This window comes from Microcystis sp. M165S2 (assembly GCF_020245885.1).
GTDB lineage: Bacteria > Cyanobacteriota > Cyanobacteriia > Cyanobacteriales > Microcystaceae > Microcystis.
Genome location: NZ_JADBTZ010000399.1, coordinates 1 through 13,238, shown reverse-complemented (window position 1 = coordinate 13,238; position 13,238 = coordinate 1). Strand labels below are relative to the sequence as shown.

At 42.7% G+C, this 13,238-nt stretch carries 17 protein-coding genes and 3 tRNA genes; 5 read left to right on the top strand and 15 right to left on the bottom strand.

The window, feature by feature from the left end; genetic code table 11:
* Positions 1 to 5 precede the first annotated feature (5 nt).
* Positions 6 to 278 (top strand): hypothetical protein, encoded by a 273-nt coding sequence (locus IM479_RS19770; RefSeq protein ID WP_002761130.1) that lies wholly within the window; start codon positions 6 to 8, stop codon positions 276 to 278.
* Here IM479_RS19770 and IM479_RS19765 read toward each other — a convergent pair.
* Positions 275 to 1,198, bottom strand: coding sequence for a bifunctional riboflavin kinase/FAD synthetase (locus IM479_RS19765; RefSeq protein ID WP_287687706.1), 924 nt, complete (start codon positions 1,196 to 1,198; stop codon positions 275 to 277). The two genes, IM479_RS19770 and IM479_RS19765, sit on opposite strands and share 4 nt — an antisense overlap.
* A gap of 83 nt (positions 1,199 to 1,281) precedes the next feature.
* Positions 1,282 to 1,416: a hypothetical protein gene (locus tag IM479_RS19760; RefSeq protein WP_287687694.1), complete on the bottom strand. Its 135-nt coding sequence runs from the start codon at positions 1,414 to 1,416 to the stop codon at positions 1,282 to 1,284.
* A 339-nt stretch (positions 1,417 to 1,755) separates the two neighbouring features.
* Between IM479_RS19760 and IM479_RS19755 the strand changes: the two genes are divergently transcribed.
* Together IM479_RS19755 and IM479_RS19750 are read left to right on the top strand one after the other, a co-directional pair.
* Positions 1,756 to 2,043 carry a BrnT family toxin gene (locus IM479_RS19755; RefSeq protein WP_287687695.1) on the top strand — a complete coding sequence of 96 codons (288 nt, stop codon included), beginning with the start codon at positions 1,756 to 1,758 and terminating at the stop codon, positions 2,041 to 2,043.
* On the top strand, positions 2,009 to 2,332 hold the full coding sequence (locus IM479_RS19750) for a hypothetical protein (protein ID WP_158200246.1): 324 nt from the start codon (positions 2,009 to 2,011) through the stop codon (positions 2,330 to 2,332). Before IM479_RS19755 ends, IM479_RS19750 begins: the two co-directional genes overlap by 35 nt.
* A gap of 72 nt (positions 2,333 to 2,404) precedes the next feature.
* Here the strand turns inward: IM479_RS19750 and rplA are convergent, their stop codons facing one another.
* The 7 genes from rplA to IM479_RS19715 all read right to left on the bottom strand — a co-directional run bounded on the left by rplA (position 2,405) and on the right by IM479_RS19715 (position 6,183).
* Complete coding sequence (gene rplA, locus IM479_RS19745) at positions 2,405 to 3,118, bottom strand: 50S ribosomal protein L1 (RefSeq protein ID WP_286824938.1); 714 nt, start codon at positions 3,116 to 3,118, stop codon at positions 2,405 to 2,407.
* Positions 3,119 to 3,173: 55 nt separating this feature from the next.
* Positions 3,174 to 3,599: a 50S ribosomal protein L11 gene (rplK, locus tag IM479_RS19740; protein WP_045357286.1), complete on the bottom strand. Its 426-nt coding sequence runs from the start codon at positions 3,597 to 3,599 to the stop codon at positions 3,174 to 3,176.
* A 3-nt stretch (positions 3,600 to 3,602) separates the two neighbouring features.
* Positions 3,603 to 4,220: a transcription termination/antitermination protein NusG gene (gene nusG / locus IM479_RS19735; protein WP_286824937.1), complete on the bottom strand. Its 618-nt coding sequence runs from the start codon at positions 4,218 to 4,220 to the stop codon at positions 3,603 to 3,605.
* Complete coding sequence (gene secE, locus IM479_RS19730; protein WP_002765998.1) at positions 4,217 to 4,453, bottom strand: preprotein translocase subunit SecE; 237 nt, start codon at positions 4,451 to 4,453, stop codon at positions 4,217 to 4,219. Before secE ends, nusG begins: the two co-directional genes overlap by 4 nt.
* Positions 4,454 to 4,577: 124 nt before the next feature.
* Positions 4,578 to 4,650, bottom strand: a tRNA-Trp gene (locus IM479_RS19725).
* Positions 4,651 to 4,751: 101 nt separating this feature from the next.
* Positions 4,752 to 5,114 (bottom strand): 50S ribosomal protein L19, encoded by a 363-nt coding sequence (rplS, locus tag IM479_RS19720; RefSeq protein ID WP_002738040.1) that lies wholly within the window; start codon positions 5,112 to 5,114, stop codon positions 4,752 to 4,754.
* A 220-nt stretch (positions 5,115 to 5,334) separates the two neighbouring features.
* Positions 5,335 to 6,183, bottom strand: coding sequence for a carbonic anhydrase (locus tag IM479_RS19715; RefSeq protein ID WP_287687697.1), 849 nt, complete (start codon positions 6,181 to 6,183; stop codon positions 5,335 to 5,337).
* A gap of 168 nt (positions 6,184 to 6,351) precedes the next feature.
* Between IM479_RS19715 and psbN the strand changes: the two genes are divergently transcribed.
* Positions 6,352 to 6,483: a photosystem II reaction center protein PsbN gene (psbN, locus tag IM479_RS19710; protein ID WP_012266479.1), complete on the top strand. Its 132-nt coding sequence runs from the start codon at positions 6,352 to 6,354 to the stop codon at positions 6,481 to 6,483.
* Here the strand turns inward: psbN and IM479_RS19705 are convergent.
* The 5 genes from IM479_RS19705 to IM479_RS19685 all read right to left on the bottom strand — a co-directional run bounded on the left by IM479_RS19705 (position 6,480) and on the right by IM479_RS19685 (position 11,561).
* On the bottom strand, positions 6,480 to 9,488 hold the full coding sequence (locus IM479_RS19705) for an alpha-mannosidase (protein ID WP_287687699.1): 3,009 nt from the start codon (positions 9,486 to 9,488) through the stop codon (positions 6,480 to 6,482). The genes psbN and IM479_RS19705 overlap by 4 nt on opposite strands.
* A 193-nt stretch (positions 9,489 to 9,681) precedes the next feature.
* Positions 9,682 to 9,753, bottom strand: a tRNA-Thr gene (locus IM479_RS19700).
* Between the two features lie 8 nt (positions 9,754 to 9,761).
* Positions 9,762 to 9,846 (bottom strand) — tRNA-Tyr (locus IM479_RS19695).
* Positions 9,847 to 9,985: 139 nt separating this feature from the next.
* On the bottom strand, positions 9,986 to 10,282 hold the full coding sequence (locus tag IM479_RS19690; protein WP_287687701.1) for a ferredoxin: 297 nt from the start codon (positions 10,280 to 10,282) through the stop codon (positions 9,986 to 9,988).
* A 643-nt stretch (positions 10,283 to 10,925) separates the two neighbouring features.
* Positions 10,926 to 11,561, bottom strand: a complete 636-nt coding sequence (locus IM479_RS19685) for a peroxiredoxin (RefSeq protein WP_002761158.1) — start codon at positions 11,559 to 11,561, stop codon at positions 10,926 to 10,928.
* A gap of 758 nt (positions 11,562 to 12,319) precedes the next feature.
* Here IM479_RS19685 and psbU point away from each other — a divergent pair.
* Positions 12,320 to 12,727 (top strand): photosystem II complex extrinsic protein PsbU, encoded by a 408-nt coding sequence (gene psbU, locus IM479_RS19680; protein ID WP_287687702.1) that lies wholly within the window; start codon positions 12,320 to 12,322, stop codon positions 12,725 to 12,727.
* 205 nt (positions 12,728 to 12,932) lie between these two features.
* Here psbU and IM479_RS19675 read toward each other — a convergent pair.
* Positions 12,933 to 13,238, bottom strand: a 306-nt coding sequence (locus IM479_RS19675) for a zinc ribbon domain-containing protein (protein ID WP_287699544.1), incomplete at its 5' end; no start/stop codon positions are given.

Below are 13,238 nucleotides of genomic sequence, written 5' to 3'. Positions count from 1 at the left end.
ATATTATGGAAACGAACATGAGGGAATTAATTCAATCAATTGACCAAGCTATTACCGTGGCCGAACAGATGCGAAAAACAGAAAGATCGACTCGGATTGAGGGTTTAATTTCTGTCCTAAAAACCATCAAAAGTCAGGCTTTAGCTGGTCAATTACCACCGTCTCAAGGTATTGTTACTCTAGGATTAGCGCGAGAAGTAGCTGATTGGATCGATTCCCTCGATTCTCCTTTATTGAAAGCGGTGGGTAAAGTGGAAAGAGAATACCAAAAATATTAGTAGTTGTCGGTTACAGAAGTTAAAATTAACCGAGAGCGATCGCAGTCTATCTCGATCTGATTTTTTAATCGATCGAGAGAATTAAATTTCTGTTCTGGTCGCAGGAATTGCACTAAATCCATCGTTAAAATGCGATCATATACATAGCCCGACCAATCCAATAAATGGATTTCCACACTGATAGTTTTTCCCTCGATCGTGGGACGATAACCGATATTCATAACTGCCGGTAAGCGAGAACCATCAAGAGGCACCCAACCGCAATAAACCCCGAATCGCGGCAATAATTTATCGGGGGGAACCTGTAGATTAGCGGTATGAAAACCTAATTGTCTGCCCAGCTGTTTCCCGACGACCACGCGACCGGTTAAACGGTAGGGACGACCTAACATTTGCCCAGCTTGCTCAACGTTTCCTGCTGCCAAAGCTTGACGAATTAGGGAACTACTAATCCGACCCGACTGACAGTTTTTTAAACCAACAATCTCGACTTTAATATTAAATTGAGAGGCGATCTGTAATAAATCTTCGGCTGTACCTTGACGACGATAACCGAAGTGAAAATCTTGACCAACACTGATCGATTTAGCCTGTAATTTTTCTACTAAAATCTGTTCGACAAAAGCCAAGGGAGTCAGGGAAGCTAATTCAGCCGAAAAAGGCAGTAAAACTAATTGTTTAACGCCTAAATTCTCTAAAACCTCCACCTTTTCCCCTAGAGGAGTTAATAATTGCCATTTTTCTCCCGTAAAAAATTCACGCGGGTGGGGAGTAAAACTAACAACGGTGGGATAAGCGGGGTCATCCTGAAAAATTGGCTGTAGGACGGTTTGATGACCTAGGTGCAAACCATCAAAGTTACCAAGAGCGATCGCACTAGGGGCTAAAATACGGGTATTAGGAGAATCTACAATCCACACGCTGGCTTTAAGAACAGATACAAGAGAATAATTCAAGCGATTAATCTTGAGTGTAGCCTTTTGATTCTATATCAATCGGGCGATCAAGCCAAAAAAACGCCCCCAATTACTTGGCGGCCTTTGGAAGCTTTAGCAAATTGAACGTGAACGATCCCGGTGCGATCGGTCAGAAATTCCCAATTAATTGCACCAGAAAGATTAGGGAAACAAGCATTCATTAATTGTTCAGTTCGTTCTTCTCTTGGCTGTCTGTGGTTGTTCTTCGTGCTTTTGTGGTTTCCCAATCTGATCAAGCATAAGGTTCTTGTTTTTGTTTCTTTTGTTCTAATCTTGTTTCTAATAATAGACGATCTTCTTGAGAAAGAACATCAATAACTTGTCAAAATGATAACAGTATCACAAATTTATTGTTTTTTTTCCAACATCTATAAACATCAAGATAGAGCGATCCCGAAAGTATCTAGCCAAAGGCGAGCGCACTTTAGTTAACTAACGGTTTACCATAGTAGGGTGGGCGATTTTTATACCACTTATTTTATTTATTGTGTATAATTAAGATGATGACGACTAATTTTGAATGGGATAAAGACAAAGCTAAGATAAATCTGAGAAAACACGATATTTCTTTTAATGAGGCTAAAACTGTCTTTGAAGATACCTATTCTTTGACTTTAGATGATCCTACTCATCCAATCTTAGAAGATCGTTTTTTGACAATTGGTTATTCTAGTCAAAACCGCTTGCTTTTAGTTGTTCATACTGAAAGACAAGGAAAGATCAGAATCATTAGTGCTAGGAGAGTAACTAAACATGAAAGAAAAATCTATGAACAAAGTAATGAATGATACCCTCAAAGATGATGAAATGTTAGATGATTATTCTGAGGTTTTAACGGAGTCTCATTTAAAAAGTGCAGTCAGAGGAAAGTATGCTCGGTCTTTAGCAGATAAAGATGCTTATACCGTTAAGATTATAGCAGAAAATGAAGAGAGATATGTTAACATGAAAACCATTGAGGTTGAAGCATTCGTTAACAATGAAGGTCAATTAACCGTACAAGTTCCCTCAAATTTAAAAGAAGGACAATATCATGCTGTATTGATTATAGAAGAACCCAAAAATGAAAATCAATGATCTTAGAATAGATAAAATCCCCAAAAAACGCCCCCAATTACTTGGAGGCCTTTTCAGAAAAAATAACTGTCATTAACCTTCTGCTAATTTCAGATCCCGCAGGGCGCTAATATCCACTGGAATCGATGGCCCCATGGAGGAAGAAACGTAAACTGTACGCCAGTAACGCCCCTTGGCCCCGGAAGGCCGGTTTCTGTCCACCGTTTCCTGTAAAGCTTTCAAATTGACTAATAGATCTTCGGCACTAAAAGAAGCTTTACCAAATTGAACGTGAACGATACCGGTGCGATCGGCCCGGAATTCTAATTTACCCGCTTTAAACTCAGAGATTGCCCCCGTTAAATCCGTGGTTACGGTTCCCCCTTTCGGTGAGGGCATTAAACCCCGCGGACCGAGTTGACGACCTAATTTAGCCACTTTCGGCATCATATCGGGGGTGGCGATCAACACCTCGAAATCCATCATCCCCTTGGCGATTTCTTCGATTAATTCTTCCGAACCAACGATATCGGCCCCGGCGTTGTTCGCTTCCTGTACCTGTTCCCCGCGAGTAATCACCGCTACTCGCACCTTGCGTCCGGTTCCTTTGGGTAAACTTACCGTTGTCCGCAGTTGTTGGTCGGTATATTTAGGATCGATGCCTAAACGAATATGAGCTTCGGCGGTTTCGTCGAATTTCGCCGTCGCTAATTCCTTTAATAATGTCAGTGCCTCTAATGGCTCGTAGGCTTTATTTTCTACCTTAGCCTGGGCATCTTGCAAACGTCGTGAAACTTTTTTTACCATCTGATTTGTTGCTCCTTGGGTAATAACGAAGCTTAACTTCTCCCCGAAATAAGATTTAGTCTGAGATCTTGACACCCATATTTCTGGCCGTTCCCGCCACAATATTCATGGCCGCTTCGATGTCGTTAGCGTTAAGATCGGGCATTTTAGTCCGGGCGATTTCCCGTAATTGGTCGCGGGTAATGGTGGCGACAAATTTCTTGTTGGGTTCGTTGGAACCTCTTTCCACACCGGCCGCTTTGCGGATGAGAACGGAAGCGGGGGGAGTTTTGAGGATAAAGGTAAAACTACGATCCTCAAAAACGGAGATTTCCACAGGGATGATCATCCCAGCCTGATCGGCGGTTTTAGCGTTGTAATCTTTACAAAACGCCATAATATTCACCCCGTGTTGACCTAAAGCAGGACCCACGGGAGGAGCAGGGTTAGCCTTACCGGCAGGTAAAGCTAGTTTAATAATTGCGACGACTTTTTTAGCCATGATTTAGTTTTGTTTTTCGACTTGATTAAATTCCAATTCGACCGGGGTATCCCGACCAAAAATGGAGAGCAAGGCCTTGAGTTTGCCGCGCTCGGGACTAACTTCGATCACTTCCCCTTCAAAGTCCTTAAATGGACCGGATAGAACCAAGATTTGATCGCCAACTTCCATATTGATTTTGACGACGGGTTCTTGAATCTGAGCTTGTTTGAAGATGCGATCGACTTCTGACAGGCTCAAGGGTAGCGGGGTGACGTGACCGCGGCCGCGTCCGTAGTGGCGCTTTTGTTCGGCCCCGACAAAGTTGATCACGTGGGGGGTGTTTTTTACCACCTGCCAAGCGTCATCATCCATGATCATTTTGATCAGGACATAACCGGGGAAGACTTTTTCCTCACCGTGTTGCCGTGAACCATCCTTGCGGACTTTGACGGTGGCCGCTTGGGGAATCTGGACTTGTAGAATGCGATCGGCCACATCGAGGGTGTGGATGCGCTGTTCCAAATTAGCTTTGACGCGTTTCTCACAACCAGAAGCCACCTGTACGGCATACCAACGGGGTTTTTTCGGTAGGCCGCTAAGATTGACTTCTTCGGGAAACTGTTCTTCTTCTAGACTCATGGGAACACCTTCCCCGCACCCCAGGCAAAGAATTTATCAATCAGATAGATGAGAGTGGCTACCAAAGTCACCATTAACATCACGGCCGCTGATTCACTCAAAAGTTGCTGACGGGAAGGCCAGACGACTTTGGCGAGTTCTTCTTTGGTTTCATTAACGAATTCCTTGACCTGAAAGGAGCTTCCCTCTTTCTTGTCGCTCGTGTCTTTTTCTAGGGTTTCTTTTTTGGCCACGATCGCTACTCCTTAAAATGATACTCAAGCTATCCTTAACTTATCATTTTCACCGGACAACCCACACTAACCCCCAGACATTTAGATCATGTCCTTTGCAGTTATCGGCTTGGTGATTACCAAACGCGCCCTGGAGGACTTGAACCCCCGACATCAGGTTTTGGAGACCTGCGTTCTACCAACTGAACTAAGAGCGCCCATTCGCTAAACTATTTGGCTTTTTTAAGGCCTTTATTTATTATAGCGTAGTTGTTGGCGATTAAGCAACTTTCTTGGTTAGGCTGTCGCCGGAAAATTTTTAGAGAGGGCGATCGAAACGTTCTTGTACCCTGGTGGCTTTGCCAACCCGATCGCGCAGATAGTAGAGTTTCGCCCGACGTACTTTACCACGACGGATGATCTTGATACTGGCAACCCGCGGCGAGTGGAGCAGGAAGACTCTTTCTACTCCCACACCCTGGAAGACTTTGCGTACTGTAATCGTTTCGTTGATACCGCCATGGCGTTTGGCGATGACAATGCCCTCGTAGGGCTGAATCCGCTCTTTATCTCCTTCCACGATTCGCACCCCTACCCGGATCGTGTCACCGACATGGATAATGGGCAGATCGCTCTTGAGATACTCGGCTTCGATTGATTTGATAATCTCTTCCGTTTTCATCGGCTTTCGTAAAACTGACAGTTTTCTATCATACCATATTTTTTGAGTAAAAAGCAATAGCTATCAGCTTTCCTAACACTGAGCGTTGCTGACTTGCCGATGCTGTCACCAGATGTTAGGCTGATTGTCCCGGATTACGGTCATTATCAACTGGGAAGGCTCTTGCCATTAACTGCCACTCTAGATAAGCACATCTCTAGAGAATTTCTCTAATCCCTAATTAACTTCTCGAACCGCGATAAATGCGATCAGCTTGGGAGGGTTCTAAATAATTATAGCCCGGTTTTTGGGTTGAGGAGCCATTCTTTTTCGCCACAGTATTAACCGCGGGAGTCGCTTTTTTTACCTCCGCATTAGTCCTGATATAATCCTCAGAAATCTTGAAGGGATGACTATTGGGAAGGTGACGACTAGGGGGTAAATTGTCTTCTGGTTCGGGATGGGTAATTTTACTATGGGGAGCGACAAAATCGTGTAGGATTGGATCGTAGGCTAAAATTTCGCCGGTTTCAATCCGAAAAATCCAACCGTGTAGGGATAATTTACCCTGATGTAATCGGGAACGAATAATTGGATAGCTTTGCAAATTACTTAACTGATTGAGAACATTTTCTGCTACTGTCACCTCGATCAGTTCTTCTCCTTCTAGTTCTTTGTAATTATCCTTAACTAAACGTCGAGTAGCTTCTGCTTGCTTTAACCAATTGTAAACTAAAGGCATTTCATCGGCCAGACTTTGCAATTTTAACAAACCTTTCATCGCTCCACAATGGGAGTGACCGCAGATAATCACTTGCTCGATGCTGAGAGCGTTGATAGCATATTCTATAGATGCACCCTCACCACCATTGGTTGCTCCGTAGGGAGGAATTATATTTCCCGCATTACGAATTACGAATAATTCCCCCACCTCCGCTTGGGTAATTAGGTTAGGATCGATACGGGAATCGGAACAGGTGATAAACAGGATTCTCGGTTTTTGTCCGTGGGAGAGTTGCTCAAATAATTGCCGATGTTCACCAAAATAACCACTCTGGAACTTTTCTAGTCCCTGTAGGAGTTTCTTCATAATAATTCTTCTAGTTTAGTTTGATCGCTATTTAGTCGATCCTTTCACCATTATCGGGCATGAGATAACAGCAATGCAACCGGCCAGATTAGCGATCGCTGTCGGCTGCGAGATCGGTTATATCTTGTTAAGATAGGATACGGACTGTATCTAAGCAAATTTTATTTTATGGAAACTGCAACAATTTTGGGTATTTCGATCGCTGCCGCTTTGGTGGGGATTACCGTTTTAGCTCTTTATACCGCTTTTGGGCCGCCAGCAGCAGAATTAAGCGATCCTTTTGAAGATCACGAAGATTAATTCTTTAATAACCATGTGGCTATCTGCCAAGGAGAAATTTGCTCAATAGGATCGATCGCTCTTTCTAAACCATCGATCGATTCTTTTATTGTTAATTGTAATTGATTTTGCCAATCAATAACAGCGTTTTCTCCCTGACATTCATAAACGCGCATTACCCAACTCTGAGCGGATGTTTCACTTTGTTTGAAACTCATTAAAATTAAGTTATCAACCGAGAATTTTAACCATTGTGCCACGGGTGGCAACTGGGTTGATCGATAATAATTAGTAATAAAAATAATGTTGACAGGTGAGTTTAACTGCCAAGCGTGATGGACAGTTTTCGCCGTTTTCCAGTTACCTTGATGGGGATATATTGCATAGGTAAATTCTTGTTTCCCTAGATCCGCCTCGGGATCGGGCCATCGGGGACTTCTCAACAGAGTTAATCGCAGTTGCTGGTTAGTAGCATCATAGCCATATTTATTATTATTTAAAAGACTCACCCCGTAGGATGCCTCTGTATCGGTTAAATCCGCCCATTTATGACCGTAAACTTCCCATTTTGGTGATTCTGTTGGGTGGTCACGCTCGATCGCACCACAGGCAATTTCATAGGTGGTAAAATTGCTGTTTAGGGTGAGAGGAAAAGCGGTTTTTACTAAAGTATGTTCCTGCTGCCAATTAACAATAGTTTTAATCTGGAGAATCGGAGAATCTTTTTCTAAGATATAATCTTGACAAAATTCCGAATCAGCTAAATTTCTGATGATGCGAATCTGCCAGCGCAAGGGACCACATTCTAAGCATTCGATCGATTTTAATACTGTTTTTGGTAAGGGATATTGTTGATAATTCGGATCGATATTCCAAGCGTCCCAATATTGTCCTTGATCTTTAAATGCCTGTAATTGATTACCAGCAGCTTGCAGGATTTCTCTTTGATTAATTATATCAAATATACTATCTATATCCCCCGTTTCCGAGTTAATAGTAACTTTAAGTAAGCCATTATCTAAAATAAATTGGCAGTTAGTTAAATTTTTCTCCGTTGCTTGCTGATTGGGAACTAACCAAAATAACTTATAACCCACAGAAGGAATATTTTCAGCGAGAAATAATAGCTGATTGTCGTGGGATAATTGCGAGGGACAGAGACAATTATTTAAGTCATAAACCGAGCAATTGACAGATTCTATCGCTAAAGAGATAACCTCGGTTCTTTCCCAGTTAAGAGAATTAAAAATTAGAAAAGGTTTTGCTTGAGGATGGGGGGGATTAGGTAAATTAATTTGAGTGGCAATTGCCTGTAAAGCTTGCTCTAAAATTGCTTCACCTGTGCTGATAACTTGCTGCCATAACTGATTAGCATCCCTAAACACTTCGGATATAGAAGTACCAGGAAGTATATCATGAAACTGATTTAATAAAACCTTTTTCCATGCGGATTCTATCTCGACTTTCGGATAGGGAATATCTAGTAAAATATTAGCCAAAGAAGACCATAATTCCCCTTGATACAAGAGGATTTCACAGTAACGATTATAGGCTTTTTGGTCAGCGTGGGTAGTATAACAACCGCGATGGAATTCTAGATATAATTCATCATCCCAGATAGGAAGATTATTTGTCTCCAGACTGTCCAGATAAGTTGTTGCTTGGCTAAATTTTAGCTGGGGGAAAAAAGGAGATTTTTGCCAACGTTGGGCCACTGCTAACATATCACGAGTCGGTCCGCCGCCATGGTCACCAACTCCGGGCAGCCAAAAAATATCTTTTAATCCGGTTTGCCGTTCCCAATTGAGAGCATGATCGGTCATAATAATTGGATTAGTATCCATAACTCCAGCAACATTGGGAGGAGACATTAGGGAAAGAATTTTACTGCCATCGGGAGATTGCCACCAGAAAAAACCGTGGGGAAATTTAGTCGTATCATTCCAATGTAGTTTCCCGGTTACAAAATATTTTATGCCAAAGGATTTAAGAATTTGTGGCAATTGGTAGGGAAACCCAAAGGTATCCGGCAGCCAAGCAGTTTCAGTGATTTGTCCAAATTTTTCTTGAAAATATTTTTGTCCATAAAGTAGTTGTCGAAATAGGGATTCCCCGGAGATCAAATTGACTTCTGGTTCTACCCACATCCCGCCCAAAAGTTCCCAAGATTGCCCTTTATATGCCTCTAGAATTGCTTGAAACAGGTCAGGATGATGTTTTTCTATCCATTCGTAAATTAGGGGGCTAGAATGACCAAATATGAGGGCAGGAAAATCTTTTTGGAGGTTTAAAACCGAGATAAAAGTGTTTTTTGCCACTTGCCAAGTTTCTGCCAACGGCCACAACCAAGCCAGATCCAAATGTGCGTGGCCGAGAAGATGAAAACTGCGTTCTTTGAGCGGTTGAGCCAGGGGATGCAGGGATTGACGAATTAATTCTAGGGATTGATTAAATTTATCTTTGTTGGTGACATTATCCCAGTCAATATTATCGAGAGTAGCGGTAAAAGCCGCTAAGTTTTCAGGATAAAAAGTTTGTAGATAATTATGGAGAATGGTTAATTCATCAGCAACAAAACTAGGATCGATAGCTTGGCTATATTCATAGATTAACTGCGATTTCATCAAACCACCAATATCATGATTGGGACTGACTAAACGGAGAGTAACAAGAATTTCTTGACCAGTAGAGACCGAGTTAGAAAGTAAAATGCGCGTGGAAGAATCAAAGAGGTCTCCTGCTTGGATAAATTGATTATTAACATAAATTTTGACATCTTCCGCCCACCAAGTTAAGATTAATCTCAGTTCCATTCCCTCTAAAGGATAACCGGCTAAATGTTCGGGGACAATAATTTTTTGAGTTAGATATTGGATTTGTCTGCCGGCCGGCCAAATAATGTATTGTTTTTCATTGAGGGTGACGGGTTGAATTGGTTTTCCCGCTGCTGTAGCGATCAACCAATTTTTCTGAACATCTTTGCGGGTGAGGTGAGATAGTTTAGCGATGTTGTCGAGGGGAGACATGAGCCAACAAATAAGTTAATTTTGACCATTTTAGGCGATCGATGTCTAATTGGGCTAGGGGAGAACTTTTGTTAAGGCAATACTGCTCAAGACTTACTCAATCTCATCCTTCAAAGGTTTATTGAGAATGAGCAGGGAAAATAAAAGCCTAGTATTAGGCAGAAAACCGGTTTGGGGACAGGGTTTTAGAGAAAGCCCGTGATGAGGATTGAACTCATGACCTCACCCTTACCAAGGGTGTGCTCTACCACTGAGCTACACGGGCATTGATCGTGGTGGGCCGGGCCGGATTTGAACCAGCGTAGGCGTAGCCAACGGATTTACAGTCCGCCCCCATTAACCACTCGGGCACCGACCCATTAATTCCACGATTAACAATCATAGCACCCTTAGCTAAAACACACAAGTGTTTAGGGAAAAAATTTTTGAGCCATAAAATAACTCCCGTTAAGCACCATAGATAGCACTTAACGGGGGTTTTCTGACAATCTTGAAGATTACTGCAAAGCTTCTTCTTCTTGGTGGGTGATGATCACACAGTCAGAGGTAGGATAGGCGACGCAGGTGAGGACATAACCCGCTTCAATTTGATCGTCATCTAAGAAGGATTGATCGGATTGATCGACACTACCAGATTCAAGTTTACCTGCACAGGTGGAGCAAGCTCCCGCACGGCAGGAATAAGGTAAGTCCACTCCTTCTTCTTCAGCTATATCGAGAATGTACTCATCATCGGGAACATCAATTGTATGCTGGTCTTTGGGTGTTTTCAGGGTGACTTTATAAGTTGCCATCGGTTGTTCCTCTTAGTTAAATGCTAGTGAAAGCGGCAGTTTCTACAATTGCCTCTCGCTTGTCGTCAGATTGAACGATGCGAGCGAGTTTCATTTTTGATACTACGGGAAAATCTCCCTGACTCAGCCTTGCATTAGTAATGACAGTCTTAAATAAACTTAAAATAAAATTTACTTATAGATATAACCCAGAATTCTTGACGCTCCTTGCTCGATCTCTAGATAATTTCATCGATCTACAATCTAGCTAAACTAACCACTACTAAGCATTTGGAGCCATAATGTTCATTGTTCTTTTAGTCTTAAGCCGATTTTTGTTAAATATTAATTTAACTTATAGTTAAGATAGATGTCGATGAATTGTCTTTAACCCAGCTAAGAAATTGCTTTTAAGAAAAAAATCCCCTGAGTTGTGAAAGTGGCGCGTTCTGGACTCCCAGTTATTTCTGCGCTGCCGCTAACACATCTAGGGAAACTATGAAAAAATATATTGACAATTAAACTGATAAATGATAGAGGGAGATAAATCCCCTGTTGCCAGGGGTAGCATCCGTTATAACGGATGGCTAACCCTCGCTCAAGATTTTATGGTTTTTGGATTGTCAGTTTTCAAGGATATGGTTCACTGATTAGGAATCAGTAATTACTTATTAGGTTGGGGAGTCATGCGTAGATAGGGTTTAATTTCTTCAACTCCTTTGGGGAATTTGCTACGAGCTTCTTCAGTGGGAATAGAGGGAACCACCACACAATCGCCACCGTCGGTCCAGTTAGCGGGGGTAGCCACTTGATAGTTATCGGTGAGCTGCAGGGAGTCAATCACCCGCAGGATCTCGTTAAAATTGCGTCCCGTGCTGGCAGGATAGGTAATGGTTAAACGTAATTTTTTGTTGGGATCGATGATAAACACCGAACGTACCGTCAGATTATTGAGGGAATTAGGGTGAATCATGCCGTAGAGATCCGACACTTTGCGATCGCCATCGGCGATAATCGGATAGTTAACGGTAGTGTTTTGAGTTTCGTTGATGTCATTAATCCAACCCCGATGGGATTCGGCACTATCCACACTCAAAGCGATCACTTTAACATTACGTCGCTCAAATTCTGACTTAAGACTAGCCACCGTACCTAATTCCGTGGTACAAACGGGGGTGTAATCAGCCGGGTGCGAGAACAGCACTACCCAGCTATCTCCTACCCACTGATGAAAAGAAATTGGACCTTCACTAGAATCCTGTGTAAAATCTGGAACGATATCACCCAATTGGAGAGCCATAATTGTGTCTTCCTTATAGATATTTCAAGACAAGCAACAGTTTATGATGCCATAGGAGTGCTGTTCTTCATTGATAATTTTAGAGATTTGTAATAATTCCATTAGCCATCAGCCTTTTCAGTGATCAGTGATCAGTGATCAGATTTGAGTTATCAGTTCACTGATCTCCCCACTTCCCCTATCCCACTTCCCCATCACCCAACCCCCAAAACCCTTCCCCTAGTACGGCAAACTGGGTTATCGGAAATTTGGGTTGAAAACCCCGTCCTTTTAGGGCGACTTTGTGCTAGAATGTTCTCAGGTTGCTGACCGTGAGAACGTGAGGAAACAGGTTAAACGTCCTACTCCGTCATCTCAAAATTTCTAACAGTCAATGGTGTTTAATTAAGTCCAAACTGTCAGAACGCAAAACAATTAAATACTGTGGGACACACAGAAATTTACGCTTGGGGAGTAGTCTTTGAGAGTGCTTGCCTTATAGGTGTAGTCGGACTAGACATGAAACTGTAAGACCAAAATTAGCTTTGCTAGTAGAGGCAAGATTCAGCCCAAGAATCTCCGCCCTAAAAGTGCGGAGAGTGTCAAGATATGGTCTAATGGCATGATATAACTTTTTTAACTAGCTATCAGCGTTCAGCTAATAGCTAGGCTGCGGTGGTAAGTCCCAATTCCCCACCCTATGCCTAGTCGGAAAGCTGACGGCTTAACTTCTTGTCCTGAGTGTTAATTTGCCTTGGTTTTAGGAGACCACAACTGCAATGAAGAATCTTGTTCGTCTGCTGGCGGTAATTGCCTTGATTATCGGGAGTTTTTGGGGCAAAGTTCCCGCTCAAGCTCTCAATCTCACCTCGATCGCCCTTCCCGCTCTTCCTGTGGCGGTCTTAAATGCGGCTGATGCCAAACTAACTACAGAATTTGGGGCGAAAATCGACCTCAATAACAGTGATATTCGCGATTTCCGGGACTTGAGAGGGTTCTATCCCAATTTAGCTGGTAAAATCATCAAAAACGCCCCCTACCAAGAAGTGGAAGATGTCCTCAATATCCCCGGACTCTCGGCCACTCAAAAAGAGCGTTTACAGGCTAATCTGGAGAAATTTACTGTTACTGAGCCTTCTAAAGAATTTATCGAGGGTGATGACCGTTTTAACCCCGGAGTTTACTAAATCCAGTTAATTACGGTTTTAAAAAAATTACTAGGTGAGCGATCGCTCACCTTTTTCAGTGGTCAGTTTCTGAAGGCAAGAGGCAACAGGCAAGAGGCAAAAGAAAGAATCTGCCATGCTGATCTAAGGAAAGACTGGCGATTTTTGCCAGAGCTATAGAGAATTGACATCCTCACCGCCGTAAACGGACGGTGATTCCCAAACCTCACGATTTAGGTTTCTGCTTCTTTCCCTTGCGGGGTTTCGCACCTGCCTTAACAGATTTACTCTGTTCTGGTCTTATGGTCGCGACCCGGACTGACACCGCAAGTCCTGCGGCCAAAATGTTTTTACTGGCGTTAATATCTCGGTCATGGTGCGTCCCACAGTCTGGACAGTCCCATTCTCGAATATTTAACGGCATTTTCTCAGCAATATACCCGCAATTACTACACCTTTTAGAGCTAGGAAACCATCTATCTATTTCGAGGTAATTTCTCCCATACCAACGGCATTTATAGGCTAATTGTCG

Bases quoted from the DNA above. Each gene is read 5' to 3' on its own strand.
- IM479_RS19685 (WP_002761158.1), bottom strand. From the start codon at position 11,561: ATGGCTCTCCAATTGGGTGATATCGTTCCAGATTTTACACAGGATTCT.
- nusG (WP_286824937.1), bottom strand. From the start codon at position 4,220: ATGAGTCTAGAAGAAGAACAGTTTCCCGAAGAAGTCAATCTTAGCGGC.
- IM479_RS19750 (WP_158200246.1), top strand. From the start codon at position 2,009: ATGAAAGAAAAATCTATGAACAAAGTAATGAATGATACCCTCAAAGAT.
- IM479_RS19690 (WP_287687701.1), bottom strand. From the start codon at position 10,282: ATGGCAACTTATAAAGTCACCCTGAAAACACCCAAAGACCAGCATACA.
- rplK (WP_045357286.1), bottom strand. From the start codon at position 3,599: ATGGCTAAAAAAGTCGTCGCAATTATTAAACTAGCTTTACCTGCCGGT.
- psbU (WP_287687702.1), top strand. From the start codon at position 12,320: ATGAAGAATCTTGTTCGTCTGCTGGCGGTAATTGCCTTGATTATCGGG.
- rplA (WP_286824938.1), bottom strand. From the start codon at position 3,118: ATGGTAAAAAAAGTTTCACGACGTTTGCAAGATGCCCAGGCTAAGGTA.
- IM479_RS19760 (WP_287687694.1), bottom strand. From the start codon at position 1,416: ATGAATGCTTGTTTCCCTAATCTTTCTGGTGCAATTAATTGGGAATTT.
- psbN (WP_012266479.1), top strand. From the start codon at position 6,352: ATGGAAACTGCAACAATTTTGGGTATTTCGATCGCTGCCGCTTTGGTG.
- IM479_RS19770 (WP_002761130.1), top strand. From the start codon at position 6: ATGGAAACGAACATGAGGGAATTAATTCAATCAATTGACCAAGCTATT.
- IM479_RS19755 (WP_287687695.1), top strand. From the start codon at position 1,756: ATGATGACGACTAATTTTGAATGGGATAAAGACAAAGCTAAGATAAAT.
- IM479_RS19705 (WP_287687699.1), bottom strand. From the start codon at position 9,488: ATGTCTCCCCTCGACAACATCGCTAAACTATCTCACCTCACCCGCAAA.
- rplS (WP_002738040.1), bottom strand. From the start codon at position 5,114: ATGAAAACGGAAGAGATTATCAAATCAATCGAAGCCGAGTATCTCAAG.
- IM479_RS19715 (WP_287687697.1), bottom strand. From the start codon at position 6,183: ATGAAGAAACTCCTACAGGGACTAGAAAAGTTCCAGAGTGGTTATTTT.